23 protein-coding genes and 5 pseudogenes are annotated in these 25,943 nt (G+C 66.1%); 16 read left to right on the top strand and 12 right to left on the bottom strand.

The window, feature by feature from the left end; all coding sequences use genetic code 11:
- Positions 1-291 precede the first annotated feature (291 nt).
- The 4 genes from R4P95_RS17895 to R4P95_RS17880 form a co-directional block, all read right to left on the bottom strand.
- Positions 292-450: a hypothetical protein gene (locus R4P95_RS17895; protein ID WP_213576383.1), complete on the bottom strand. Its 159-nt coding sequence runs from the start codon at positions 448-450 to the stop codon at positions 292-294.
- Positions 451-603: 153 nt separating this feature from the next.
- A complete protein-coding gene (locus R4P95_RS17890) occupies positions 604-2,019 on the bottom strand; it encodes an NAD(P)/FAD-dependent oxidoreductase (RefSeq protein WP_317745731.1) in 1,416 nt (471 codons plus the stop codon).
- Positions 2,016-3,779 carry a DUF3556 domain-containing protein gene (locus R4P95_RS17885; protein WP_317745732.1) on the bottom strand — a complete coding sequence of 588 codons (1,764 nt, stop codon included), beginning with the start codon at positions 3,777-3,779 and terminating at the stop codon, positions 2,016-2,018. The genes R4P95_RS17890 and R4P95_RS17885 overlap by 4 nt, the downstream gene beginning before the upstream one ends.
- Before the next feature lie 46 nt (positions 3,780-3,825).
- The gene (locus R4P95_RS17880) at positions 3,826-5,301 is read right to left on the bottom strand and encodes a class I adenylate-forming enzyme family protein (protein ID WP_317745733.1); all 1,476 of its coding nucleotides are present in this window, start codon (positions 5,299-5,301) and stop codon (positions 3,826-3,828) included.
- Positions 5,302-5,535: 234 nt separating this feature from the next.
- On the opposite strand from R4P95_RS17880, the pseudogene R4P95_RS17875 reads away from it, so the two are divergent.
- Together R4P95_RS17875 and R4P95_RS17870 are read left to right on the top strand one after the other, a co-directional pair.
- Positions 5,536-6,336 (top strand): annotated as a pseudogene (locus R4P95_RS17875) (SDR family oxidoreductase).
- Positions 6,337-6,456: 120 nt separating this feature from the next.
- Positions 6,457-6,822: a hypothetical protein gene (locus tag R4P95_RS17870; RefSeq protein WP_317758327.1), complete on the top strand. Its 366-nt coding sequence runs from the start codon at positions 6,457-6,459 to the stop codon at positions 6,820-6,822.
- On the opposite strand, the gene R4P95_RS17865 is transcribed toward R4P95_RS17870, so the two are convergent.
- A complete protein-coding gene (locus tag R4P95_RS17865) occupies positions 6,776-8,089 on the bottom strand; it encodes a PucR family transcriptional regulator (protein ID WP_317745734.1) in 1,314 nt (437 codons plus the stop codon). The two genes, R4P95_RS17870 and R4P95_RS17865, sit on opposite strands and share 47 nt — an antisense overlap.
- A gap of 811 nt (positions 8,090-8,900) precedes the next feature.
- Here R4P95_RS17865 and R4P95_RS17860 point away from each other — a divergent pair.
- From R4P95_RS17860 to R4P95_RS17850, 3 genes and pseudogenes are all read left to right on the top strand, one after another.
- Complete coding sequence (locus tag R4P95_RS17860) at positions 8,901-9,683, top strand: hypothetical protein (RefSeq protein ID WP_317746093.1); 783 nt, start codon at positions 8,901-8,903, stop codon at positions 9,681-9,683.
- Between the two features lie 247 nt (positions 9,684-9,930).
- Positions 9,931-10,194, top strand: a complete 264-nt coding sequence (locus R4P95_RS17855; protein WP_317745735.1) for a hypothetical protein — start codon at positions 9,931-9,933, stop codon at positions 10,192-10,194.
- 727 nt (positions 10,195-10,921) lie between these two features.
- Positions 10,922-11,102 (top strand): annotated as a pseudogene (locus tag R4P95_RS17850) (YegP family protein).
- 200 nt (positions 11,103-11,302) lie between these two features.
- Here R4P95_RS17850 and R4P95_RS17845 read toward each other — a convergent pair.
- Positions 11,303-11,800: an N-formylglutamate amidohydrolase gene (locus tag R4P95_RS17845; RefSeq protein WP_317745736.1), complete on the bottom strand. Its 498-nt coding sequence runs from the start codon at positions 11,798-11,800 to the stop codon at positions 11,303-11,305.
- Between the two features lie 364 nt (positions 11,801-12,164).
- Here R4P95_RS17845 and R4P95_RS17840 point away from each other — a divergent pair, with 364 nt between their 5' ends.
- The 4 genes from R4P95_RS17840 (at position 12,165) to R4P95_RS17825 (ending at position 14,040) form a co-directional block, all read left to right on the top strand.
- Positions 12,165-12,629 (top strand): winged helix-turn-helix domain-containing protein, encoded by a 465-nt coding sequence (locus R4P95_RS17840; protein ID WP_317745737.1) that lies wholly within the window; start codon positions 12,165-12,167, stop codon positions 12,627-12,629.
- A gap of 2 nt (positions 12,630-12,631) precedes the next feature.
- Positions 12,632-12,973, top strand: coding sequence for a hypothetical protein (locus R4P95_RS17835; protein ID WP_317745738.1), 342 nt, complete (start codon positions 12,632-12,634; stop codon positions 12,971-12,973).
- Positions 12,974-12,979: 6 nt separating this feature from the next.
- On the top strand, positions 12,980-13,762 hold the full coding sequence (locus R4P95_RS17830) for a zeta toxin family protein (RefSeq protein ID WP_397517734.1): 783 nt from the start codon (positions 12,980-12,982) through the stop codon (positions 13,760-13,762).
- 92 nt (positions 13,763-13,854) lie between these two features.
- Positions 13,855-14,040, top strand: coding sequence for a hypothetical protein (locus R4P95_RS17825; protein ID WP_213576392.1), 186 nt, complete (start codon positions 13,855-13,857; stop codon positions 14,038-14,040).
- 422 nt (positions 14,041-14,462) lie between these two features.
- Here R4P95_RS17825 and R4P95_RS17820 read toward each other — a convergent pair whose 3' ends face one another.
- Complete coding sequence (locus R4P95_RS17820) at positions 14,463-15,155, bottom strand: DDE-type integrase/transposase/recombinase (RefSeq protein WP_317745740.1); 693 nt, start codon at positions 15,153-15,155, stop codon at positions 14,463-14,465.
- 172 nt (positions 15,156-15,327) lie between these two features.
- Between R4P95_RS17820 and R4P95_RS17815 the strand changes: the two are divergent.
- Both R4P95_RS17815 and R4P95_RS17810 read left to right on the top strand, forming a co-directional pair.
- A pseudogene (locus R4P95_RS17815) lies at positions 15,328-15,735 on the top strand (IS110 family transposase); the annotation flags it as partial.
- A gap of 253 nt (positions 15,736-15,988) precedes the next feature.
- Positions 15,989-16,312: a transposase gene (locus R4P95_RS17810; RefSeq protein WP_397517723.1), complete on the top strand. Its 324-nt coding sequence runs from the start codon at positions 15,989-15,991 to the stop codon at positions 16,310-16,312.
- A 16-nt stretch (positions 16,313-16,328) separates the two neighbouring features.
- On the opposite strand, the pseudogene R4P95_RS17805 reads toward R4P95_RS17810, so the two are convergent.
- A pseudogene (locus R4P95_RS17805) lies at positions 16,329-16,598 on the bottom strand (transposase); the annotation flags it as partial.
- Between the two features lie 390 nt (positions 16,599-16,988).
- Here R4P95_RS17805 and R4P95_RS17800 point away from each other — a divergent pair.
- The 5 genes from R4P95_RS17800 to R4P95_RS17780 are packed head-to-tail and all read left to right on the top strand — an operon-like array spanning position 16,989 to position 22,836.
- Complete coding sequence (locus R4P95_RS17800) at positions 16,989-17,519, top strand: thioesterase family protein (RefSeq protein ID WP_317746094.1); 531 nt, start codon at positions 16,989-16,991, stop codon at positions 17,517-17,519.
- A complete protein-coding gene (locus R4P95_RS17795; RefSeq protein WP_317745741.1) occupies positions 17,465-19,003 on the top strand; it encodes an NAD(P)/FAD-dependent oxidoreductase in 1,539 nt (512 codons plus the stop codon). Before R4P95_RS17800 ends, R4P95_RS17795 begins: the two co-directional genes overlap by 55 nt.
- A complete protein-coding gene (locus R4P95_RS17790; RefSeq protein WP_317745742.1) occupies positions 19,000-20,769 on the top strand; it encodes an alpha/beta fold hydrolase in 1,770 nt (589 codons plus the stop codon). Before R4P95_RS17795 ends, R4P95_RS17790 begins: the two co-directional genes overlap by 4 nt.
- The gene (locus tag R4P95_RS17785) at positions 20,766-21,608 is read left to right on the top strand and encodes an SDR family NAD(P)-dependent oxidoreductase (protein WP_317745743.1); all 843 of its coding nucleotides are present in this window, start codon (positions 20,766-20,768) and stop codon (positions 21,606-21,608) included. Before R4P95_RS17790 ends, R4P95_RS17785 begins: the two co-directional genes overlap by 4 nt.
- Before the next feature lie 43 nt (positions 21,609-21,651).
- The gene (locus R4P95_RS17780; protein ID WP_317745744.1) at positions 21,652-22,836 is read left to right on the top strand and encodes a helix-turn-helix domain-containing protein; all 1,185 of its coding nucleotides are present in this window, start codon (positions 21,652-21,654) and stop codon (positions 22,834-22,836) included.
- Here the strand turns inward: R4P95_RS17780 and R4P95_RS17775 are convergent.
- The 4 genes and pseudogenes from R4P95_RS17775 to R4P95_RS17760 all read right to left on the bottom strand — a co-directional run bounded on the left by R4P95_RS17775 (position 22,783) and on the right by R4P95_RS17760 (position 25,844).
- Positions 22,783-23,649, bottom strand: a complete 867-nt coding sequence (locus tag R4P95_RS17775) for a short-chain dehydrogenase/reductase (RefSeq protein WP_317745745.1) — start codon at positions 23,647-23,649, stop codon at positions 22,783-22,785. The two genes, R4P95_RS17780 and R4P95_RS17775, sit on opposite strands and share 54 nt — an antisense overlap.
- Positions 23,650-23,824: 175 nt before the next feature.
- Positions 23,825-24,047, bottom strand: a pseudogene (locus tag R4P95_RS17770) (transposase); the annotation flags it as partial.
- Between the two features lie 508 nt (positions 24,048-24,555).
- Positions 24,556-25,197 (bottom strand): RES family NAD+ phosphorylase, encoded by a 642-nt coding sequence (locus R4P95_RS17765; protein WP_317745746.1) that lies wholly within the window; start codon positions 25,195-25,197, stop codon positions 24,556-24,558.
- Complete coding sequence (locus tag R4P95_RS17760) at positions 25,197-25,844, bottom strand: hypothetical protein (RefSeq protein ID WP_213576400.1); 648 nt, start codon at positions 25,842-25,844, stop codon at positions 25,197-25,199. The genes R4P95_RS17765 and R4P95_RS17760 overlap by 1 nt, the downstream gene beginning before the upstream one ends.
- Between the last annotated feature and the right edge of the window lie 99 nt (positions 25,845-25,943).

Here is a 25,943-nt window from a genome sequence, read left to right as displayed (position 1 = left end):
GGTCATTGTCTTGCCTTCTCGCCAAGCTAACTCGGCGTGTCGGCCAGAGCCAGTTCAACCGTTATCCCGACAGTCCCACAGCCCCCGGGTAGCTGCCAGGAGGCCGGGTAGCAGGCTGGCGGCTCGGTCTGGAAACGAGTCGGGTCGGAGCTCAGTGTCGAAAGCCCTGTAATCGAGGGAGTGAGGGTGTGGTCCGCAGCGTGAACCGAAATCTGTGGGTGCGCATAGCGGTCCAGATCGTGGGTGGAGGCGGTGAAGTTCTGGCGCTTCGTGAGTTCCCCTACCCCACAGTTACATCCGATCACAGTCTCCGTCTCGTGCGTTCTCGATTGTGGCGGTTGGTCGCAGTTTGTCGTAGAGGTGTCCGCATCCGTGGATCAGAGTCGGGGCCAGTGCTGGGGAGAGCATGAAGATCACCAGCGGGAGGATCCAGAGAATGAACTCGGTCATGGTGGGCCTCTCTGTGATTCGAGTCGTCCGGTGGAGCGGCGGTGTGATCGACAGGTCGACGCGGTGTCCTGTGTTGCGCGGTCGGTGGTGTCCGCGCGTGGTCGTGGCCGCGAGGGAGGCTCGCAGGTTGTGTTGGTGGTTTGCCGTGTCGGGCTAGCGGTGCAGGGTTTTCAGTGCGGAGGTGGCGGCGTTGTAGCCGCACATTCCGTGCACGCCGGTGCCTGGTGGGGTGGCGGCCGAGCACAGGTAGGTGCCGGGGATGCCGGTGCGGTAGGGGTCGAGGCTGATCCGGGGTCGCATGACGACCTGGAGGGGGTCGTTGCGGCCGGTGAGGATGTCGCCGCCGATGTAGTTGGGGTTGTAGGTTTCCATGTCGGTGGCGGAGCGGAGGTGAATGGCGAGGATCTGGTCGCGGAATCCGGGGGCGAAGCGTTCGATCTGGTCGACGATGGCGTCGGTGGCGTTTCCGCCGTAGCCGTGGGGGACGTGGGCGTAGGCCCAGATCGGGTTCTTGCCGTTCGCGGAGCGGCTGGGGTCGGCAAGGTACTGCTGGCCGACGAGGACGAAGGGCCGCTCCGGCATGATGCCCCTGCCCACTGCTTTCTCGGCGGCGACGATGTCCTCGAATGTGCCTCCCACGTGGACGGTGCCGGCCCGTCGGCAGGATGGGTGGGTCCACGGGATGTCGCCGTCGAGGGCGATGTCGAGTTTGAATGCGGCGGGGCCGTGCCGGTATCGCTGGTAGGCGCGGCGCACCCGGGTGGGTAATCGGTCGCCGGCGATCTCGGCCGCCGCCCTCGGGGTGGTGTCGAGCATGACGATGTCCGACGGAGGCAGTTCGTCGAGCGAGCGCACGGTGATGCCGGGTTCGATCTTCGCTCCGAGTTCGGACAGGCGGGAGGCAATGGCGTCGGAGATCGCGCGGGATCCGCCCTCGGCGACCGGCCACCCGTAGCGGTGGCCGGCGGCGGTGATCATCAGTCCGACCGCGGAGGTCGACGGCATCGTCAGCGGGTAGAACGCGTGGGCGGCGACGCCACCGAAGAGGGCGCGCGCTTCCTCGCTCTTCCACCGGTGAGCCAGGGTGGTGGCCGGAAGCAGGGCCTGCACCCCGAAGCGGGCCAGGGAAACGGGGTGGCGGGGAAGGTGCAGCATCGGCCGGAACAGATCCTGCAGCAGCTCGTCGAAATGATCGACCAGAGGTGTGAATTGGCGGCGCCACGCGGGTCCGTCGGCGCCGAGCAGGTCACTGGTCGCATCCAGGGAGTGCAGCAGGGTGGCGGCGCGGCCGCCGTCGAGGGGGTGGGCCATGTCCACCTCCGGCCACGCCCACCGCAACCCGTGCCGGGCGAGGTCGTGGGACTGGATGAAGGGGGAGGCCACGGTCATCGGGTGGACGGCGGAGCAGTCGTCGTGCAGCAGCCCGGGCAGGGTCAGCTCACTGGTCCGGGTGCCACCACCGATGACCGGTTTGGCTTCCAGGACGGTCACCTCGAGCCCGGCTTCGGCGAGGGTGAGGGCGGCGGCGAGTCCGTTGGGGCCGGATCCGACGACGACGGCGGTGCTCATCGCAGCCCTGCGGTGTGGCGGTCCGGCCCGTCGTTGCGGCTGGTGCGGTAGACGGGGAACGAGTCGGCGGCCTCGGGCCACGGTTGGCGGCTGAGCATGTCTTCGACCAGCACGTACCCCTCTTCGAGGACTCCGGTTTTCGCGTCGACGATCTTGTACGCCTGCCGCTGCCGGTGCATCGGCTGCGATTCGAGGATGACCACGCGCAGTTCCCCTGCGTCGAAGTGGCAGCGGCGCTGCAGTGCGGCGAGGAGCTGCTGGTTGTGCAGGTGGCCCTCGCCGAAGTTCCAGCCGAGGGTGGGGCCGGCGATGAATTCGCCGTCGCGGATGGTGTAGTCGTCCTCGTTGTCGACTGCGCGGGTGATCAACCCGTTGAGGGCGCGCCCGTGGGTGTGCATCGACCGCCAGACCTGGCCCTTGGTGAGCATGATGTCGGCGATCTCGGGTCCGTAGAGCCGGGCCAGCTGGGTGGAGGGCAGCGCGGCGACCTTCTTCACGTGCTGGTCGATTTTCTGCTCGGCGTCCCCGCGGAAGCACCAGGCGCTCGTCGCCCAGTTGCCGGCGTAGTAGCGCATCGCGGGAAGGAACGAAATCCATTGCGGACGAATGTGTCCGAGGGTGGGGATCGCGAGAAGACCGATCAGGAGGATGACCAGCAGCAGGGGGGAGCTGAGGTCGAACACGCTGATCGAGCCGTAGTGCCCGAAAAGGTAGAACAGGGAGAAGATGAAGAAGATGTTCCACTCGAGCGGCACACCCATCGGGACGGTGGAGATGATGTGCAGGTGGAACAGGGCCATGAAGATGATCGCCGCCCAGGTCAGCGGGCCGCCGTCGCCGAGGAACACCAGGTAGACGGGTACGAGGTACTCGACGGCGGTGCCGGTGTGCGCGAGGATCTTCGGCAGCAGCGAGGGCCGCAGATCGGTCGGCGGGTCGAGGTACATCTTCCGCTTGAGCCACTTGATCCGCATCAGGGGGCTGTTGCTCATCATCACCGCGACCACGTGGGGGAAGTGGTGGTTGAGCTTGGAAGTCGCCGCGCCCCACCACAGGGCAAGCATGATGAGCTTGAAGCCGATGATCATGTCGACGAAGGGGAAGAAGAACACGAACAGGGTCAGCCAGAACTGTTCGGCCCGGGCGGCGAGGAAGACCGTCTTGTCCCGCAGACCGAGCAGGCCGAGGGCAGCGATCAGCGGGATCACGGCGACCGGATCGATCAGCCCGACGTCACCGGCCTCGGTGACCGGTCCACCCTGGCCGGGTTGCAGCAGTGCCCACACGCCGGAGGCGAGCACGATCACGTAGAGGCCGACGTCGACCAGGGTGCGTTGGTCGCCGCGGGTGAGTGGAACCTTGGTCGGCCACGGGGGCAGGCGCAGGGTGCCGGGGCGCAGGAAGTAGAGGAAGCCACCGATCGGGGGCAGGAACCGCAACGTCAGCGGTCCGAATCCGCAACCGATCCCGATAATCTCGTAGAGCAGCGTCCAGATGACGAGTTTTTCGTAGACGATGGGTTCGGTCCACCATGATCCGATGTCGGTGAGCGAACCGAGGCCCGGGGTCAGGGAGATCACGGCGGCGGCGCCGGCCACGTAGAAGGCGCATTTGACGATGTAGAGCACATATACCGCGTAGGGGGTTCCGAAGCCGTGCTCGACCCAGTGTTGGGCGGCGATTTTCAGACGTTCGCCGCGGGTGCGGGCTTTCCAGTCGCTGTACTCGATGTCCGGAAGGTCGGGGGTGGTGAATCCCATGGTGGGGCCTATCTCGTGGTGATGGGAGGAACGAAGGGGGAGGGGATCAGACCGACGACTCGGTCAGCCGCGTGCGCAGGGTGGGCTTGTCGATCTTGCCGACCGGGTTTTTCGGTACCTCGTCGAGACTGACGATCTCGGCGGGAAGTTTGAACTTGGCCAACGATTTCCGCAGATGATCGAGCATCTGCTCCGCACTGATCTCGGCGCCGTCCCGGTAGGAGACGAATGCGACCGGCACTTCGCCGAACACCGGGTGGGCCCGGCCGACGACGGCGGCCTCGAGGACCTGCGGGTGGGTGTAGATCGCGGACTCGATCTCCTTGGGGTAGATGTTCTCTCCGCCGCGGATGATCATGTCCTTCTTGCGGTCGACCAGGGTCAGGTAGCCGTCCTCGTCGAGTCGTCCGACGTCGCCGGTGTGGAGCCAGCCATCGGTGACGGTTCGCGCGGTTTCCTCGGGGCGGCCGAGGTAGCCGCGCATGACGGTGGGGCCCTTGACGACTACCTCACCGGCGGAGCCGTCGGTGACGAAGTTGCCGTGGCCGTCGACGATCGCGATCTGCTGACCTGGCAGGGCGGGGCCGACCGTGCCGGGCTTGCGGACCCCGCCGAGGGGGTTGCTGGTGCTGGCGCAGGTGGCCTCTGACAGGCCGTAGCCCTCGATGACCGGGATGTGGTAGCGCTGCTCGAACCCGATGAGTAGTTCCACCGGCATCGGCGCCGCACCGCAGACCGCGAATCGCAGCGAGGAGGTGTCCGGCTGCACCTCGTCGGGGAGGGTGGAGAGCATGGCGTAGATCGCCGGGACGGCGGAGAAGTATGTGGGCTTCGCCGCGTGGACCTTGTCGAAGAAGGTGGTCGGCGCGAAACGCCCCGCCACGGTGGCCTGCCCGCCGGCGAGCAGCGGTGACAGGACGCTGACCACGATGCCGTTGACGTGGAACAAGGGCAGGATCAGCAGGCTGTGATCGTCGGCGGTCAACGCCATCGCCGCGATCATGGTCTCGGCCATCGCAGTGATGTTTGCGTGGGTGAGCTCGACGCCCTTGGGCTTGCCGGTGGTGCCGCTGGTGTAGACGAGCAGGGCCAGTGTGTCGGTGGCGAAGTCGTCGGGTGTCACCGGGGGACCGGTTCCCGTGTGGCGGTCCAGATCCGACAAGGTCAGCAGCACCGGAACCGCAGTGTCCTCACCTGCCCCGTCGCTGCAGATCAGCGCGTGCGCCCCGGAATCGGTCAACTGGTAGCCGACCTCGGCGGAGGTCAGTGACGGGTTGATCGGGGTCGCGGCAGCGCCCAGGCGCCATGCCGCGAACAACGCCACGATCAGTTCGAGGCGGTTCGGCAACATCACCGCGACGACATCTCCGGCGGCCACACCGGCCACCGACAACCGGTCGGCGTAGGTGCGCACCAAGTCGTGGAACTGGGCGTTGCCGACACGTCCGGTGGTGTCGTCGGCGACACACGGCGCAGTGGGCGATTGGTCGGCACGCACATCTGGCAGTGCAGCGAAATGCATGAGGTCTCCTTCGATCGCGCGGTGCTCACCTGCGCTGACACCACGCTACGGCCCGTGGTGTGACGCGCACCATATGTTCGTCGCCCGAAACTCACCTCAGCTTTTGTGCGGCCCGCATGAAGTTTGAGGGAAAGTCTCCCGGTTGGTCTCGTCCCGTGGTTACGGTGACCCGACCCGCCAGGCCGGGCACTTCGACGAGCGCCCCCGCCCCATCCCTGATCCCGTGAGGTAACCATGACTTCGTTCCCCGCTGCCCGGACGGTCCTGATCACCGGCGCCGCCTCCGGCATCGGACGTGCCACGGCGGTGACCTTCGCCCGCCGCGGCTACCGCGTCGGCGCCTACGACATCGACCAGAGCGGCCTCGCTGGTCTGCTCGAGCAGATCAACTCGGAGGGCTGTGATCCCACCATCGGCCACCTCGACGTCACCGATCCCAGCGACTGGACGACCCGACTGGCCGACTTCACCGCCGACACGCACCGACTCGACCTTCTCGTCAACAACGCCTGCGTGCTGACCGCCGGCCGATTCGACGCCATCCCCCTGACAGCACATACCCGGATGCTCGACATCAACCTCCGGGGTGCGCTCATCGGCACCCACATCGCGTTCCCCTACCTGCGCGACACCCCCGGTGCTCAGGTCGTCAATATGTGCTCGGCGTCGGCGATTTACGGCCAACCCGAACTCGCGACCTACTCGGCCACCAAATTCGCCCTCCGCGGGCTGACCGAGGCACTCGAACTCGAATGGCGCACATACGATATCCGGGTCCTGGCGCTCTGGCCGCTGTTCGTGGACACCGGCATGGTCGCCGGGGTCAGCACCGGCACGACCTGCTAGCTCGGTGTCCACCTCACCGCCGACGACGTCGCCCGCGACCTGTGCGACCTCACCACCCACCCGGCACGGCGGTGGCTACCCAAAGTGCACCACCCGGTCGGAAGACAGGCGAAGCTGCTCGCCACCGGCTCCCGCTTCGCACCGGCCTGGGTCAACCGCCTGATGAACAAGACCCTCAGCCACAGCTGACCCTCCTCACCGACTCCGATGGCAACGCAGACAGGAACCGAGCTTGTGACCGATCCGGACTGGGGCCGGGCACCCTGCCGCCGCCGGTGAAAGCCACCTTTCCGCACGTGATCGACCGCGGTGGCCCCTGCTGCTGATCGAGTCGATCTACGCCTTTCTCAACGGCGCGCTCAACGCCTCGTAAGCGGTGAGCAAGGCCGGGTCGAGCATCTCGGCCGGGCGCTGCGGGGACAGGCCGCAACACTACGCAACGCCTTTCCCTCGTTCATTACCGAACCCATGGAACTCGATACCGCCGGCGCGAAGATCGTGCGCGGAATCGAACGGCGATCGGCGCGGGCCACCATGCCCTGGTGGGTCACCTCGGGACTGTTCGCCCGCGGTGCGCTCTCACTGCTCGACTCCCGGCTCGCGGCAGACACCCGGGTTCGTGCCGCGATCAACCTCGCCGGCGCCCCCGGCGGCGACCCACGCGACCGGCGGTGACACCTCCACCCTCACCTGTGTTCGGTGCGCGCAGCACGGCCGATCCCAACCACCGCGCCGCCTGCAGGGCCAACTGCACATCCAAGGTGCGCTCGCTGTCATCGAAGTTGTGCCCGCTCAGATCCATCGCCTGTTGCACCCGATACTGAATGGTATTGCGGTGCAGCGTCATCGACTCGGCAGCGGCCGCGAAACTGCGGTTCTTGGCTAGGAACACCCGCAGCGTCTCACGCAACCACATATTCCGGTCGTCGTCGACCGCGAGATCGCCAAGGCATCCGATGACGAACCTTCGGACCGCGTCGAGATCGCCGACCATCAATGCGATCGACGCCACCTGCGCGTAGGAGATAACCCGCGGACCAGCGCCGGATGCCATGGCGATCTCACGGACACGGTCAGCCTGTTCCAGGCTGCGCCGAAACCCCTCGACCCCTGACTCCGGGCATCCGACGGCGACCTGCACCGGCAGCGAAGCGCCGGCCAACACCTGCGCGATCCGATCGACATCGATCTCCGCGGTGCCGGCAACCGAGAACCACATCCGAACCTCACGTTCGTCGGTGGGCACCATCAACGGCCGCCCGACCGCCCCGAGCACGGGAAACAGCAACGCCCGCAACTGGTCCAGCACGGTCACCGCTTCGTGTGGTGACACCGTGGGATCCGCCCAAGCATCGACCCCGACATGCGTCCCGGTGAGCGAATAGTCCAACGCTTCTTCGGCCTGCCGGATATCGGTGACCGACCCATCCAACAGTTGCGCGACCCACTGCTGCCGCAATCCGCTGCGACTACCCACCCAGCGGTCCCGCTCCTGCTCGTAGGCCAGCCCAACCTGCTCGCAGACCCGGTCGATGTACTGCGCCGACCTGTTGACCAACCGGATGATGGTGGCCGAACTGCTGCCGCCATCCATCTCGACGGCGTACCGCATCGCCGCATCGAGAAAACGGGCATGCCCGATTCGGTAGGCGCGGATCAGCGCCGACAACGGCACGTCGCGCTGAGCCAGCGTTCGCGCGTACACAATCGCCGCGGTGGGGGCTTCGAGGTCCTCTTCAGGAGTGTCGTTCTCCAGGAAATGCACGGCCGCCACGATGTTCTCGGTAACACTGGCCTCGAGCAGGCCCCGCAGCCGCGGATCGAGGTCCAACGCGTGAATCTGGGAGCGGGTCACCGACAACAGGTCGCCAATGAACTCGTCGCGGCGGCTCAGCATCTCCCGCGCGACCGCGGGGATGAAGTCACCGACTTCCTCGCTCATCCCTGATCTCTCCATCATCGAACACAGACCACTGAAACCTTGCTGATCCAACATAAACCCCCGTATCAATCCGCCTCGCTAGCCGGTCCGAGGGTCCTGCGTGCGCCACGATCTCGCTTGCTTCGCCAGATCACGCGCAGATGTACCTGTCGTCGTTGCTCGCGGGCGAACCATGTCGTTGTAGTTTGTTCCAGGACTGCTCGGCCAACTTGATCATGCGACCGTGGTGGATCTGCACGTGCATCTCGGACGGATGAGGCCCGGTCAGCTTCGGAGTGCCGGTTTCGTCCGGGCCGGCCGCCTTTCGCTCGGGTGGGAAGTTCGTGCGTGATGATGTCAGCGTTCGACACGACAAAGGGTCTACCTTGTCTACTTTGGCCTCGACCTAGTCGTGCGCGTCCCAAATTTATACGACGACGTCGAATGCAGTGTCTGTCCGACGGTGTACACGTCGAACCGTCCCGCTGGTCCTCATCGGGTGTGACCTGCCAGTCGACACAGGCTCGTTCCGACCGGTAACGGTCGGCGCTGTAGGCGTAACCAGCTGGCTATCGACGCGGCGGCGAGGGGTTCCGGGGGGTCGAGGCTCGGACACCACACCCCGGGCGAAATCGACGTCGATTCCATTGCGCGGCAACGGCACCGGGGTTTGATTGACCGAACATTCACCGCGGTGATGAAACAGGTGTATCGGCGAGAGCCGGGGCGAACATCTTCGTTCCCGGGCGGGATCGGATCGGTCCTTGTCTGTTATCTGGGTCGGCTACCGTGGGGGTTTGTGACAGCAGGTAGTGCGGGGCATGCGCACAAGATGACGCCGAGCCCCGAGGTGGCGCTCGACTTCGCTCGGGAATGGGTGGAGTTCCTCGATCCCGACGACTCCGGGCATCTCATCGCCGCGGACATGACGTGGCTTCTCTCGCACTGGACCTGTGTGTTCGGTACCCCGGCCTGCCAGGGCATCATCGCGGGCCGACCCGACGACGGCTGCTGCTCGCACGGCGCCTTCTTCACCGACGAGGAGGACGTCGAAAGGCTGCACGAGTCCGTGAAGCTGCTCAGACCTCAGGATTGGCAGTTCATGAAGCAGGGTCTCGGGAAAAGGGGGTACATCGAGGAAGACGAGCTCGACGACGAGCCGGCGCTGCGAACCCGCCGCTACCGGGGTGCGTGCATCTTCCTGAACCGTCCCGGCTTCGCGGGTGGCATCGGGTGCGCGCTGCACTCGATGGCGCTCGAGCGCGGGATCGAGCCGCTTAAGGTGAAGCCGGACGTGTGCTGGCAGCTGCCGATCCGGCGCACCCAGGAATGGGTGGAGCGACCCGACGGCGAGCAGATTCTGAAGACGACGATCACCGAGTACGACCGCCGTGGCTGGGGTGAGGGCGGCGCGGACCTGAACTGGTACTGCTCCGGCTCGCCGGACGCGCACGTCGGCGCCAAACCGGTGTGGCAGTCGTATGCGCCGGAGCTGACCGAGTTGCTCGGTAAGGCCGCGTATCGCGAGCTGGCGCGCCTGTGCACGCGGCGCCAAGGTTTCGGCCTGATCGCCGTGCACCCGGCGACCGCGGTCACCGAGAAGAATCCCCGGTAACGGAGTGGCGGTCCCGGACGACGTCGACCCCGGTGACAGCGTTGTGCGTGTCGACGGCGCCCGGGGCCGGTGCTGAGGTAATGAGCTGGTGCTCGCCGAGCGATGGGAGCCACCGTTGGCGCAGTCGCAAGACCCGGAGTTCGGTCGGTTCGTTATCGATCGCTAGGCCCGGTCAGCGGCGAGCAGGAGGTTTCGTCGGTGAGCTGCTTATGATCCGGGCGTGTAGCCGACAGGAAGGCGCAGACCGATGCCCGAGAAGAAGGATCACAGTCCGCGACCCGAACCCGGTCCGCTCGGCGCGGGCGCGCGGGTGCTGGTGCGCCTGCCGTCCGAGCCGGCGCAGACCGGTCGAATCGTCGAGGATTACGCCGAGCTGACCGACACCGAGGAGCGCGGGCATGCCTGGGCTCCGGTGCATCGGTGGGCTGTCGCCCTCGACGACGGTCGCCTGGTCTTCGCCGACACCGACGACCTCACTGCCGATCCGAGCACGTCAGGATTCGCCGGGTAGACCGACCCTGGCCGGTGGAAGAACCACATGGGGGCCGCGCCCCCGAGGGGCGACCGGGCTGCAGGGTTCTCCCCGTGGTGGCAGGACTGACCAGGTGTTGAACTGATCCGCCTCCTGACGGTACGTAGTCCAGGAGGGCGACGGGGAGTTCGTCGCTGGTCCTGGGGTATCGGGTTGCCGAGCTGGGTGCACCCTGACACTGCCGGAGGAGTGGGTGTCGGCTGGTCGGTCGAGCGCCGAGTGGGCGGGCCCCGGTCGCGGGCGGCGGCGACCGTCTCGTGAGTGACACTGTCGGCGGGCAGTCGGGGGCCGGGGACATCGGTGGCAGCCGGTGGCGGTGTGGGTTGTGTTGGGGGACAGTCAAGCGCAGCCCCCGCCAACGAGGGATATCAGCTGGCAGGGGCGCTACACGGTCAACCTGCACGTAGTGACGAGCGGCGCATGAGTGATCTTCGTGAGCGGTGGGGAAGTCCAGGGATTGTGATCCACACCATCACATTATTTTCGATCTTGTTGATGGGTGGCCCCATCTCCCACTGCGGTGGTTCTGCCCGGGCGCGGTGGAGGCCGAGGCCGAACACGTCGACTGACCTGCGAAGATGACATGTCCCCGGAAGGGGGTCACGCGCCTGGCCGTAACGGCGGTTCCGCCGCCGATGAGGGTTGGTGCGCCTGCCGTGAGTGGGCGGTGTCCGCGACCGGCGTGGGCTCACGCCGGGGAGGGGCGATGGCTGCGAAGTTCGAGCTTTTCACGGACGCGGGCCGGCAAGTTGCGGTTTCACCTGAAGGCGGCCAATGGGGAGATCATCGCGGCCAGCCAGGGGTGCACCTCGAAGGCGGCGGCGCAGAACGGGATTGCGTCGATCAAGGACAATGCCGTCTCCGCTCCCACCGAGGATGTGACCTGACCCGAGGTGTGGCCGGCGGGGGAGGGGAGGGGTTTGCGGCTTGGGACGTCGTCGCCGTGGCGAAAGGGTGACCGCACGACAACCATGATTGCAGTCGGCGATCCGAAAGGTCGTCGTCCGCAGGCTGTCCCGATGGGATCGAGCCGACTTTGTGCGGTCGGGTTGGGCCGGCGCCGCGATATCTGGATTCTGCGGTGGGGTCAGGCCGTGGTGGGAATGGTGATCTCGGCTCTGCCGTCGAGGCCAGGTAGGAGGTAGTGCGGGCAGGTGACCAGCTGCCGCGGCACGGGTATCACCTGACGGTCGGTGTCGAGGTAGAGGCGGTAGGCGAGCTGCCCGCGCCGATGGGTGCCGGTGTTCGGGTCGACGGCGCCGAGGAAGTAGCCGTGCGCGGCGCCGGCGGTGGAGAAGATCGCCCGCGCCGACTCAGCAGGTTCGGCAGGCGGCAGATACCGCAGCCCGCCGGTCGCCGCGTCGACGATGTGCACGATGACCGTGACAACGAACCCGACCGCAGCGGGGAACCACTGCTCGGCGGCGACGTCGAACGGGGTGAGGGAGGTATGAATCCGCAGTTCGATGTCCGTTCCGGTACGGGCCGCCGCCGCGAAGATATGGGGAGCCGCTGAGGCGTCATCGTCGGTGGCCAGGGACGGCAGCACGGCGTCGGTGGTGAGGTTGCCGGGGCAGGCGGACATGGGCACACAGTACGGGCCGCAGACACCCGGCCGGCAGGACGACCGGTCCGTCCGGTCGAGGACTGGTTCGCAGGGGCGGGGGCATCTGACCTGCGGTGACAGCATGCCCCCCGGTTGCAGTAGTTCGTCGCCGGTTTCTCGCCTGGCGCGTCGAGCGCTGAGGCGCAATCGCGTGCGCACGGTGGCGTGCGTGCGCATCGGGACGCGTCCCGGGCGTCCGGGCTACCCGCCACCGACGTGCGAAACCGTGTAGCGAGCCGGCACGGTCCAAATCGGACCGGGCGGGTACCGCTCCGATCACCAGCCGGTCAGATTTTCCAGATTGGTGTTACAATTTGGGACTCGAGTTCGGAAAGGGGTGGGTATGACCGTCACCAATACCAAAAGTGCTCTCGCTGCCAACTCCGCGCGGGAACACCTCCTGCGGCTGGACCGACTGCGGCTGATCGGCAAGGCGCAGAACGAGGGTTTCACGCTGCGCCAGATCGCTGATCTCCTGGAAATCTCGGCAACGCAGGTCCACCGGCTCGCACAACGGGTCCTGCAGCAGCCCGGCGAACTCGAGTACACCCCGCAGGAGGTGATTTACCAGCGCGCGGCCGGGGTGATCACCGACGACGAGATGATGGACACGCTGGTGCACTGGAACTATACCTACGGCTATGTACCCACCGAAGGCGACCAGTCGATGGACGCCTACGCCAAGGGCAGCTGGGACGAGGTGCGGCGGGCATACCGGCGTGGCCTACTCAGCGACGACGAGTGGGACGTGTTGTTCGACAGCACCCGCACCGCACGACAGGCGCACCGCGCCGCGGCCCGAGAGTGAGCGTGACCCGAGAACCACTGCGCGACATTGTTTCTCGACAACTGGTGCACCTGGGTCAACACGGGCGGCCGCTGCACCCGAACAGCGGCCGGAGCACCCTCGACCTGTACGCGGATGATCGCCGGCGGGACCGGACCCTGCATGAGGTCATCGAGTGGTACCTCGACCTCGCCGAGCCCGACCGCGACGGGCGCTGCGCCGCCATAATTTCCGCGGGCCCACCGGGGGCCGGTAAGTCGACGGCGCTGCGGGAACGTCACCTGGTCGATACCAGCTCCCGATATCTGGACGCGGACATCGTCAAGGACGAACTCCTGCGCCGCGCCATCGCGGACGGTCACTAAGCGGATCTGCTGTCGACGACGCTCGCCGATACGCACCCGATAGCCCCCCGGGAACTCGCGGCCCTGGTCCACGCCGAATCCACCGAAGTCATCGACGACGTCCGCGAGGTGCGCCTGCAACGACGCGAGAACGTCGTCATCGAAGGCACCCTGCAATGGGGTCCGCTCGGGGACATCCTCATGGCCCAGCTCGGCGAGCACGACTACACCGATGTACACATCGTCGACATCGAAGTACCCGCATCGATCGCCCAGGAGCAGGCGGTGCGACGGTGGTGGGAGGGCCGGCTCCGAGGGATCAGCGGGCACGACCGGATGGGCGGCCGGTTCACACCACCAGTGGCGATCGCCCGACTTTACGAGGAGGGTCCGGTGAGTCGCTGTGCTACCCATGCCCGGGCGGCGTTCGAAAGTTCCCTCGCCGCGGCGATCACCCAGGTCACATCGACCGCAGACTCGGCGCCGAGCCGCTGGTTTCGCGGCGCGTCGAGGGCAAGCTGGTCGAAGGAACGTAACCCACCGCCCGCGAAAGGCCCGAGTGTGCGTCTGGACGCCGAGCGTCGCGCGAGAGAGAAGATCTGCGGGGGACACCGCCGCACAGTGGTGGGGTCACGACGGCTCATCCGGTGGGTCTGCAGCGATGGCCGTCTGGCATCGGCCATCGGCCATCGGGGTGGGCGGGTGGCCGCTGATTGGGCGAGTGGATCGGCGTCGACGACGGGTGGAATCCTTGGGGAACCCGCACGCGCGACAGCCGCATGGGGGCTGATGCGCATGGGGGTTCGCTGACCGGTTATCGCTGCCCACGCCGTAACGCGCTGTCGATATCCGATGTGGTTGTGGTCCACCCGTTCGGTGTGGAGCTGGGGTTGAATGGGCCCATGGTGTCGTCCGCGGTAGAACAGCTGTGGCAGGCGTTGGCGGAGAACGATGTGGCGTTGGTGTGTGTTCGCGGGCCGCAGTGCCGGTGGGCGGATCTGATGACGGTCGGGGATCTGGTGGGGGAGTTGACCTGGCTCGCCCGAGAGACGGGTGAGATCGCCGCGCAGTATCGTGCCGTGGACTGACGACAGGACGCCTCTGGTCTGATGTCTGCGTGCGGACTGCGGGTCGGTCTCCCGGAGAGACCCGCGAGGACCGTCGTCGTGGGGCTACTGCACGTCGGTCGGATCGAAATCCGTTCCGTACACCAACGTGCCTGCTTCACAACGGGAGATCGTTGTGGTTCGCGGATTCGTATCGGAAGACTGATTTCCCGCGTAACGCGAACGCCGAAGGTGGGTGGACAACACCCGGCGGGCGCAGGGGCGGACTCGCATCACCGACCAGGTGCGCTTGACCACGCCGACACGGAATGCTCTTTCATGCGTTCGGGGGGCCGGGGATCAGGTGCGACCGGGGTGTGCTCCCGGATGGCCGTGGGCACCCGAGTCCTCGTGGCCCGGACGAAGGATATCGCCGGGACTGCCGTCGGTGAGATCGTCGCCGACTACACCACCCTCACCGACCCAGCGCAGAAGGCCCGCAGTGCCTCGGAGATGAACTCGGGCCCATTGTCCATGCGCAATACCAGCGGCGGACCACCCCACATCGCGAACGCCTTCTCCAAGCCCTCGATCAATCGGTCGGCGGTGATCGAGCGGTCCACGATGTTCAGCATCGACATCCGGGTGTGCTCGTCGACCATTGACGCGATCTTCACCGTCTTGCCGTCGACGGTCGAGTCGAACTGGAAATCCACTGCCCACACAACATGCGGAGCATCCGCGTCGACGATCGGAACGGAGGAGTGGCCGGCACGTTTGCGGCGTGGGGCACGCCGGACTTGCAGTCCTTCCTCCTTCCACAGGCGGTGAACCTTCTTCTTGTTCACCAGGGCGCCCTGGTCGTAGCGCAGCCACGCCCACGCCCGTCGGAGCCCATGCCGCGGATGCTTGCGGGAATACCCGCGTAGCTCTGCGCGCAGATCGGCATCCGGGTCGTCCGGTGTCTGCGCCAACAGCAGCCGCCGGTAGGAGGATCGGGAGAGCCCAACGACCTTGCACGCGAACCGCTCCGACATCTGCATGGTGCCGGTGAGCAGGGTGATCGCGGCGCGTTTGGCGGTCGGGCTCAGAATTTTCCAGAGATAATCGAACCAACCCGCCGGCGAGACGGTCTGACCCAGAATTTTCCTGGCCACCGAAGTGCCTTTCGAAGGACCCGTCGACCCGAACGCCAGCGGGCCACCACAACAGAAAAAAGCGGAGTACGCGATGTCCGTGACCTCATAGGAGTCTGCCGCCCCACTCGGCCCGTCACTGGCCCGTCCGAACGTCGCGTCCCCCGCATCAGAGGAAAGGCACTACGTGACAATGGTCCCAACGCCACCACGCGTCTACTGCGGTATCGACACCCACGCCGACACCCACCATGCAGCCATCCTCACCGACACCGGAATCCTGCTCGCAAACCGTCAATTTAACACCACCACATTGGGATATGACGACCTGGTCGCATGGGTCCGCGACCACGGTGACCCGATCGCAGTCGGCGTCGAAGGCACCTCCTCCTATGGCGCCGGCATCACCCGACATCTACGTCACCACGATATTGCCGTCGTCGAAGTACCCCGACCGAATCGCAAACTACGCCGAAGCAAAGGCAAGAGCGACCCTATCGACGCCGAAGCGGCAGCACGTGCCGTTCTGGCCCGACACCAGCTCTCAGAACCCAAAAACGGTGACGGACCCATCGAAGCAATCCGTGCGCTGCGGGTCGCCCGATCCAGCGCGGTCAAAGCCGCAACCGCCTCGATGAACGCCATCCGCTCGATGCTCGTCACCGCGCCGGAAACACTGCGCACACACCTACGCGGACACAGCACGACAGCTCTCCTCGAAGCCTGCATCGCGCTCGAACCCGACACCGCCGCATTGGCAGATCCGACCAACGCCACGAGCGTCGCGTTACGGTTACTGGCGAGACGGACACGCGAACTACGCTGGGAAGCAAAAGAACTCAACTGCAGCGGCATTGCTCGTCACCGTCGGAGACAACCCGCAGCGGCTACGGTCGGAGTCCTCCTTTGCTCACCTCTGCGGCGTGGCACCCATCCCTGCATCGTCAGGAAAGACAAATCGGCATCGACTACACCGCGGCGGCGATCGCCGTGCCAACCAAGCCCCCCACACCGCTGTCGTCGTACGCCTGCGATACCACGAGAGCGCCCGCAGCTACGCTCAACGCCGCACGTCAGAAGGCAAATCCATGCCCGAGATCATCAGATGCCAGAAGCGCTACCTCGCCCGAGAAGTGTTCACCGCACTCCGGCGGGACTATCGAGCACTCGCCACTTGACATCTATAGGAGCGTCCTTGGCGATCTCCCGCAGCGCGTCCTTCTCCAACTCGGCATCGGCGAGCAACCGCTTGAGCCGGCTGTTCTGCTCCCGTAGCTCTTTGAGTTCCTTCGCGGGGTCGGCGTCCATACCGGAGTACTGGCGACGCCAGTTGTACAGCGTGGCCGCCGACACCTCGAGTGCGGCGGCGATCTCTTCGCCGTTCTTGCCTTCCGCGGCCAACTCGTCGGCTCGTCGCAGCTTGCGAACGTTGTCCTCCGCCGAGTGACGTTTGCGTCCCGCCATGATCCCTATCGTCCCTTCTTCGCCCTCACCAGGGCAATCAGGACTCTAGAACAACCCGGACCTACTCAAGGGGGACACGCCAAGGCCGGATTGTCCGGAAACCGGTTCCGCGCGATGTACCGGTGTCGTGCGAATCCGACATGGTCCGCCTCGGCGTGATGCGCCGGCTCCGAGACCTGGGATCTGCCGAAACTATGCTGTGTCCCGACCGGCCTCCGGCCTGCCCATCCATCCTGCCCGGCCTCTGACCTACCCGCGCCTGTGCGCATGCACAGAGCGCCCGTCGCTGGCATGTCACGGCAGCCATTCCGATGGCGTCGACTCACGCGGACGATGAACTGACTGCCGAATCGCGGCAGTGAGGCACGAGAGCGGGTGATTTCGGTGATCATGACGATCCGCTGGCTACTCCGAATGGTGACGCTGCGGCGCTCTGCCCGAGTCGGTGATCCACTCGTGTCGCGGTTCCGCGTACTCGTGTTCGATCTGGACATCCTGATGCATATGACGAACGGCCGCTACCTGTCCGTCCTCGACGCGGCTCGGATCTCGTACTACGCGAGAACGGGCCTGTGGCGCCAGTTCAGGGCCCGCGGATGGAGTCCGGTCGTCACCGCCCAGACCATCACGTACACGCGCCCGCTCACCGTAGGTCAGGCCTACCGAGTGCGGACGGTCCTGTTGGGAGTCGACAGCAAGAACCTGTACTTCGAGCAGGCATTTCACCGCGGCGACGTCAACCACGCGTCGGCGTTGGTGTCGGTGCGTGTGACGTCTGGATCCGGCACCTCCGTTCCGCCGAAGGATATTCTGGCCCTGGGCGGCTCGTTCGCCCTCCCGACCGAACTCCCGACCAGTGTCACGGCATGGTCGGCGTTCTCCCGAAACCCGAACTCACAGATCGCGAGACGACCATGGTGACTGCCCAGACGACCGCGAGCCCCGATCACCACGTGCTGGCGATCGTCGGATCGGGCTTCGCCGGAATCGGTGCAGCAGTGCGCCTCTCGAAGCTCCACGAGGGCAGTGTGGTCATCTTCGAACGCGCCGCGACTCTGGGCGGAGTGTGGCGCGACAACGACTACCCGGGGGCGGCGTGCGACGTCCAGAGCCTGCTGTACTCGTTCTCGTTCGCGCCGAGCCACCGGTGGCGACACACGTTCGCGCGACAGGCCGAGATTCGTGAGTACCTCGAGCGTGTCGCCCGCGAGAACGGTCTGCTGCCCCGTCTGCGCGCGGAGTGTGCGGTGACGTCCATGACATGGGACCCCTCGACGGCGCGCTGGACTCTCGAGACGGCACGGGGGACGTCCACCGCCGATCACGTGGTCCTTGCTACCGGATCGCTCGCTGATCCCACGCTCCCCGCCGTCGACGGTATCGAGTCCTTCGAGGGAGTGATGTTCCACTCGTCGCAGTGGGATCACGAGACTGACCTGTCCGGCCGACGTGTTGCGGTCGTCGGAACCGGAGCCTCCGCTATCCAGTTTGTGCCGAAGATCCAGCCGATCGTCGGCTCGCTGACAGTGTTCCAGCGCACCGCTCCATGGGTGATGCCGCGCGAGGACAAGCCGATCTCCTCGACCAGGCGTGCGTTGCTGCGGACGATCCCCGGTTATCAGCGAGCGCTGCGAGCACTCATTTACGCTGAACGCGAGATCAAGCTGCTCGCGTTCCGGCACCCGTTCCTGATGGCCATCGGGGAGAAGGAAGGGCGCGCGCAACTACACCACGCGGTGCGCGACCCCGAGCTCAGGGACAAGCTCACCCCGAACTACCGCATGGGCTGCAAGCGTATCCTGCTGTCCGATGAGTACTACCCGGCACTGGCGCAGCCCAACGTGAACGTCGAGACCGTTGGTGTCTCCCGGGTCACCCCCCGCGGCGTCGTCGATGCGAACGGCACCGCGCACGAGGTGGACGCGATCATCTTCGGCACCGGTTTCGAGACCAGCCGACTTCCGTTAACCGATAGGGTGTTCGACGGTCGAGGCCGGTCGATGGCGGATGGGTGGGGAGACAGCCCGCGCGCCTACCTCGGCACGATGGTGGCCAATTTCCCCAATCTTTATCTCATGCACGGACCTAACATCGCGCTGGGACACACGTCCGTCATCCTGATGTTCGAGTCGCAGATCCACTACATCGAACGGGTGATGGCTCATGCACTACGCACCGGTGGTTCGGTCGAACCCACTGTGACGGCTCAGGCGCAGTACGCCGACAAGATCGACGATCTCACCGACGGAACGGTATGGACGAGCGGCGGATGTTCGAGTTGGTACCTCGATCCGGCCGGACGCAACAGCAATCTGTGGCCCGGCAGCATTCTCGGGTATCGCAGCAGAGCGATGCGATTCGATCGCAGTCGCCACACGACCCGGATACGGGCAGTGGCGCGATGAGTTCCGACGCCGTCGTTCTCCTTCACGGTCTTGGTGGCTCTCCCTCGACGTGGGACCGTGTCCGCCCGCTCCTCCCGGGGTCGGTGCTCACACCCCGAGTGAGCGGCGCCGTGTCGATCGAGCAGGACGCACTCGACGTCGCGCGTGCGATGCGCTCCGCGGGCCATACATCGGCGACGGTCGTCGGCCACTCGCGCGGCGGACTGGTCGCGACGTCCCTCGCGGAACAGTTCCCGGCGCTCGTGAACCGCCTCGTGCTGGTGTCGACGCCCCCTACCGTGGCGAGCAGGCTCACCGCGCGCGAGCTGTCGGAGGCGATCCTGCGTGTGCCTGCATTGGGCGCCGCGGTGTGGAAAGCGCTGCCCGCCCGTTCCTTACGGCGTGGTCTGAGGTCCGCATTCGCACCAGGTGGGCCGGTACCGGACTTCGCGGTGCGCGACCTGGCCGAGACGGGTATCGGGCGATTCCGGTCGTCCACGACGGCGATCGACCACTACCTGGAGGAGAGCGATCTCGCCGACCGTCTCGTGGCACTGACATGTCCGATCGAGCTGGTCTACGGACTCGACGACCGTCGTGTCGATCCTGTCGCGATGGCACGGTGTGCGGCGGGTCCGGAAATCGATGCGTTTCCGCTCCGACACGAGGGGCACGGCGCACCGTGGAGTTCGGCGGGTGCTGTCGCCGCGGTGATCACGGGCCGGGCCTGGCCGTCGGCGGCTGCCGGGCAGGCCGAGAAGTTGCCGCCGCGACTGCACCCCGTCCGGTGGACGCCGCCCCGGGCCACTCCTCGTGCGCGCGAGACGGCGAGCGCGGACCCAGTCAGAGGTATCCGACGCATCGAGCTTCCTGGGCGCGGACCGGAGGACGTCCGAGTGGACTCGCTCGGCCGCATCGTCACGGGGGTGGAGGACGGCCGGATTCTTCGCGTCACCATCACCGACGGCGACGCCACGGTCGAGACGCTCGCAGACACGGGCGGACGACCCCTCGGCATGACGGTCGTGGACGACGCGACCCTGTTGGTGTGCGACAGCGAACGTGGTCTGCTCCGGGTCGATCTTGACACCGGTGCGGTCGACGTCCTGCTCGACTCGCTCGACGGTGAGCCGATCACGTTCGCGTCGAACGTCGTTCGCGCCGCGTCGGGTCGTGTCTACTTCACGGTGTCGACGCGCCGCTTCGGTTTTCACGACTTCCTCGGGGATCTCCTCGAACACTCCGGGACGGGACGCATCGTGGTGCTCGAGCCGGATCGCAGCGCTCGGGTGTTGCACCAGGGGATCCAGTTCGCGAACGGACTGACCGTGTCCGACGCCGAGGATTTGCTGATTGTCTGCGAGACCGGAGACTTTCGCGTCATGACGTATCCGCTGGCCGACGGTGCCGTCGGCACACCGCGTGTGCTGGTCGACAACCTTCCGGGCTTCCCCGACAACATGTCCGTCGACGGCGACCTGACGTGGGTGGCGATGGCGACGCCGCGCAGCGCTCTGTTCGATCGCGTGGCACCGCTCCCCGGTGTCCTGCGCAGGCTCGCCTACTCGCTGCCGGAGCGCGTGCGCTCCGGCGCGTCCACAACGTGGGTCATCGCGGTGGACGGCCAGGGCGCCGTCGTGCACGATCTGCAGACCTCGTCGCCCGAGTACTCCATGGTCACCAGCGTGGTGCGCCGCGGGCCGCACCTCGTTCTGGGCAGCATCACCGAATCGGCGCTCGCTGTCATCGATCTCCCCTCCACGTTCTCGAAGAGAGTCGGCACATGAGTTCCTCCCCGCTGGCCGGATCGGTCATCGTCGTCACCGGTGCCGCAGGCGGAATCGGATCCGCCACCGCAGTGGAGTGCTCGCGCCGCGGCGCCGTGGTGGTGCTCCTCGACGTGGACGCAGTGGGGCTGGCCCGAGTTGCCGCTACGATGACGGGTCCGTGCACCACACATGTGCTTGACGTTCGAGACGCCGATGCATGCGAGCGAGTGGTCGAGTCGATTCTCGTCGAGCGGGGAGCAATCGACATCGTTTGGGCGAATGCCGGCGTCTCGGAGTACGGGCCCATCGATCTTCTTCCGGACGGGGCATGGAAGCGCATCATCGACATCAATCTGATCGGTGCGCACAACATCGTCAGGGCAGCACTGCCCGCGGTCCTCGAGTCGGGCGGCTATGTCGCGTTCACCTGCTCCTGGGCGTCGTTCGCCCACCAACCCGGCCACGCCGCGTACGCCGCGGCGAAGGCAGGCCTCGAGGCGTTCGCGAACTCGCTGCGCCTTGAACTGAGTGGAACGGGCGTGCGAGTCGGGTCATTCCATCCCGGTTGGATCGACACGGCGTTGGTTACCGGCAAGATGGCGCAACCGGCCTTCGCGGCCCTGCTCGACGCCCTGCCAGGTCCGTTCGGAGCGGTGACACCGATCGAGAAGATCGTCCCGCACTTCGTCCGCGCACTCGAGGAGCGATCCTCGCGCATGGTGTACCCGCGGTCGGGTCGGATACTGCTCGCTCTGCGCTCATTCCTGCCCACACGTGCCTTCACCGCGCGCAGCCGCGCCGCCGCACCCGAGATTCGCCGACTCGCGGGCCTGGAAGTACGAACGCCGGATGCGTAACGCCCGGATGCGCGATGCTCGTGACACAGGAGAGGCGGAGCCGATGACCGAGGAGGACAGTACGGTACCGCGCGAACGTGAGATCGCTGCGCGGATCGCGTCGCTCATCTCGGACAGTGACGCCCAGATGGACACCGTGGCAGCCGACTTGACCGAGCTGTACCGTAGGAACATCCCCGTGTACGACTCGGTCGCCCGGGACGAGGTCCAGCGGAACACCCGCGCGGTGCTCGACATCGTGGTGCGGCGGGTACGCAGTGACTCTCCCGCCGTGAACGAGCACGATGTCAGCGATCTCGTCCGACGGTGGGCCGATCAGAAGATTCCCCTGGAACTGATCGCCCACAGCATCCAACTCGGTGCGCGCGAGTTGTTCAAGGTTATTCGGCACAACGCTGCCGAGCAGGGGTTGACGAGTCACGCCGTCGACGACATGCAGGACATGATGTGGGAGTGGGCGACCTCGTACTCCGCCGCCGTGAACACCGTCATGCAGGAGCGGGCAGTGTCCGGCGCCGCGCGCCGCGCCGACCTCATCCGTCAACTGGTCGAGGGCTCCTACGTTCCTGCGTCACTCGACGCGGATGCGCGCGAACACGGTATCGTGCTCGACCACCCGTACCATGTGGCGTGCGTCGCGTGGGATGATTCGTCCGTCGTGTCCGACGTTCGCGCTATGCTGCGGATCCGCAGCAGCACACATGAGTTGGCGGTCATCGACGCGGTCATCGACCGCCACCTCGTGGCACTGCTCCCCGCGGTTCCTGACCGATGCGACGCCGCCGTACCCGTCGGGATCGGTGACGCCCGGCCGGCAGCCGAGGCACGTTCGTCGCACCGTCAGGCGCACCGTGCACTCGAACTCGCCACGACATTCGGGAAGACAGGCGTCCTCGACCTGGCCGCGCTCGGGCCCCTCCCCCTGCTGGCGCTGGGGGAGGACGCCGCGGATCACCTCGCGACCGCGCACCTGACCGCTCTGGTGGAGCGTGGAGCCGTTGGCCGCGAGATCATGGACACCGTGGCGACGTACCTGGACAACGACCGCCGCGTAGACGACACGGCCGCAGTGTTGTTCGTACATCGCAACACCGTCCGCAACCGTGTCGCTAGGTTTGGCGACCTCACCGGTCTCGACATCGACAGGACCACCGATCTGGTGTTGGCGTGGTGGCTATTGACGCGGGAGCGTACCACTCGCGCGACTCTCCAGGATCCCGCGCTCTAACGCGGGAACGGTCTTCTTCACCTTCGGTCGAAGAATCGCGTCCCACAGACGACCGGTGAATATACCCCGTACTGTGTCGACGGCCCGAAGTGCGCCGGGCACGTACACCTTTCGACGCCGCTTTACGATGGCATCGACGAAGGCATCGGCGCAGTCGCCGAGCTCGGTGACCACGTCGAACGGCCAGGGAAGTTTCTCGATGCCCGCGCGCACCGCGTCGATGCTGTGCTGCGAGTCGAACATGGGTGTGCGAACGAAGGCTGGATGAGCCACCCCCACACCGACACCCTTGTGCGCGACCTCGAGGCGAAGCCCCCCACCGAACGCCTCCACACCCGTCTTGGCAGCGGCATAGGCGGATTGACCCGGAACGTTCTTCAGGGCGGCCGCCGAGGAGACCAGCAGGAAGAAGCCGCGTTGAGCCGTCACCGCGGAGAGCGTCGCATGAACCGTGCGGATGACGCCGATGAGATTGACGTCCACGATTCTCGCGAGCGTCTCCACGTCGCTGATGGCGACCGTTCCCGCCTCCGCGATACCGGCGTTGGCGACCACGACATCAAGGCAGCCGTACTCGGCGAGCACCGTGGACACGGCGCGCTCGAGTGACTCCGTGTCGGTAACGTCGGCGCCGATGGACAGGTGACGTCCGTTGCGTGACGTGTCGAGACTCGCCACAACCGGCGCCGGCACCTCGGTACGGTCGACGAGCACGACGTGAGCACCGAGGCCGGCGAGTCGACGTCCAGTCTCGAGGCCGATACCGGACGCGCCACCGGTGATGAGAACAACCTTGCCTGCAACTGACGTCATGATTCCGCCCTCGACTCGTGTTTTCTGTCACCCACGATCGTCACGGACGGCAGGACGCCGTGGAAGGTGCGTGGTTCCATCGACCCGAGCACGAGGCTGTGCGTGTGCACACCCCGGTCCCCGACCTCGGACGGGACTATCAGTTATTCGGTGGATCTGGATCTGGCACATCGGTTTAGTTCTCGCTCGGGGTGAGCCGGCCTTCGAACGTGATCGCGAATGAGTTCAGTGCCGGCTTCCATCTCACTGCCCCTCGTGCTCTGCCTTTCCCTGTCGGGTCCAAGTGCTCGGGTCGCGAGATACAGACACTTGAGCGCCGATTGGCCCGTCGGGAAGTGCCCGCGTGCCCGGATCGCCCGCCGGTACCGGGCATTGAGGCGCTCGATGGCATTCGTATCTGACATGAAATTTAATAGGTGCCTCGCGTAGTTCGGCCGGCTGGCCGGGGTGTGTTTTCCCGGTCGTACGGTGAGACCGTCCGGAACTGGGGCATCTGTGAGGAATCGGTATGGGCAGGCCGTTCTTGTTCGATGGGCCGCGAGCCCGTGTTAGTACATGGCCGCCCTTGCGACTTGTCCGGCTGCGCTGCGAGCGCGAATTCGTAGGTGTCGATTGCCCACCCTTTCCTCGAATCCTCGAGACTGGTTGGAGGTGGCTGTGGTGGTCCGATATATCGGCATGGATGTGCACCGTGACTTCGCTCAGATCGCGATGGTCGAAGACGGTGTGATAAGCGACGTCGGCCGTGTGGATTGCCGACCTGAAGCACTGCGCACGTGGATATCTGGGTTGTGCAGCGATGACGAGGTGGCTCTCGAGGTGCGCATCCTTCTGCCGGTGACATCGACGGCGACTACTGCCCTCGACGATGATCACCCCGCGGCCAGGCGATCCCACCCTCCTCGCTCAGACGACGTGATAGCCCAGCGCGACTGCAGCGCTGTCGATTCGGCGTGCGAGACCGATATGGGACAGTGGCAGAGAGAGTGCCGGGTTGGTGGGGAAGGCGTCCGCTGCTGGTTCGAACAGCGCCACGCACAGTTCACCGGCGAATTTTCCGCGGTATGCGATCCCGTCGAGGTGAGGGTGGGCGCGGTGGATCGAGCGAGCCCACGCCTGGGACTGGGTGTGTGGGCCCGAGTCGAGGGAGTGGTTGCATCCGAGTCGGGTCGGCCAGGTGCCGCCGGCGAATCCTCCGAGATCCAACAGTGTCAGCGTTCGATCGAGGGTGAACGCGGACAGGTACGGGACACGGTCGGTCCGATCGATCACTGGGGTCCCTTGAAAGACCTCGGCGAATGCGCCGCGCGGGCTACTGGCTCCGTACCAGATGCCGTAGTCGGGGTGGTCCCCCCGCGGTCGTGGGTGGTGATCGAAGCGCAGAAGCGGACCGTGTGTGCGGAAGCCGTTCCACGGCAGAACGTGGGTGCCGTCGGTGGCGTGGATGCGCCAGAGACGATGTGTGGCAGCGGGGATGGTGACCAGTTCGTCGGCGAGGATTCCTGCGGTGCGTAAGTCTTCGATCCGGGGCGGGGTGGTGGTGGCCACTATCCGAGACTCGTCGCGCGTTCGACGACCTCGAGCACGTCGGGTAGGTCCTTTTCCGTTGCGGCCGAGGTGAGGAACTCGACGACCGATGCAGGGTGTCCGTCGACTGTGAGGTCTTCGCGCGACACTGTCAGCACCGCGTGCACGGTCAGGGGGTGCAGGGTTCTGGGGAGCCGGGGCAGGATGTGGTCGAGGTACGGAACCATTCCGGTGTCGGTGAATTGCGCCTTCGGGTACAGGCGTCCCCGCTTGTCGATGTCGTCGAGAACCCAGAGTTTGCGTTCGATGGAGGTGAGTTGGCGCACCCGCGGAGCCTTCACCTTCAGCAGATCAGCGACGTCGGAGGCAGTGAGCGCGGTGCGCCGGAGGTCGGTCATGGTCTGCGCCCGGCCCAGGGCAACGGCGAGGCTGGCGCGTTCGCCGTCATCGGTGAAGCCGGCGTCGTCGAGCAGGTCGCTGTCGTGCTGTGAGAGCGCTCCCTGCGGTTGCAGCGCGCCGAGGGAAGCGAGGTACTCGAGTGCGCAGGCGACGGTGGCGCGCTCGATGGGGTGCCCGACGGTGCGGGTCAGCGCGTCCTCGAACGAGAGTGCACCGCGCGTGTACTGCTCGGCTGCGGCCCGTGCGCGTCGATCGTCTGCAACGGTCATGAGATATTCTCCTAACGCCTGTTAACAGTGTAATCCGGCGTTGATCTCATAGCTACCGCGGATGCCGTCACACGGGGATGACAGCGCACCGCCTCACTG

This window comes from Rhodococcus sp. IEGM 27, assembly GCF_033142305.1.
Lineage (GTDB): Bacteria > Actinomycetota > Actinomycetes > Mycobacteriales > Mycobacteriaceae > Rhodococcus_F > Rhodococcus_F oxybenzonivorans.
The sequence above is the reverse complement of the archived record's forward strand: the minus strand, read 5'-3'. Positions and strand labels throughout refer to the sequence as shown.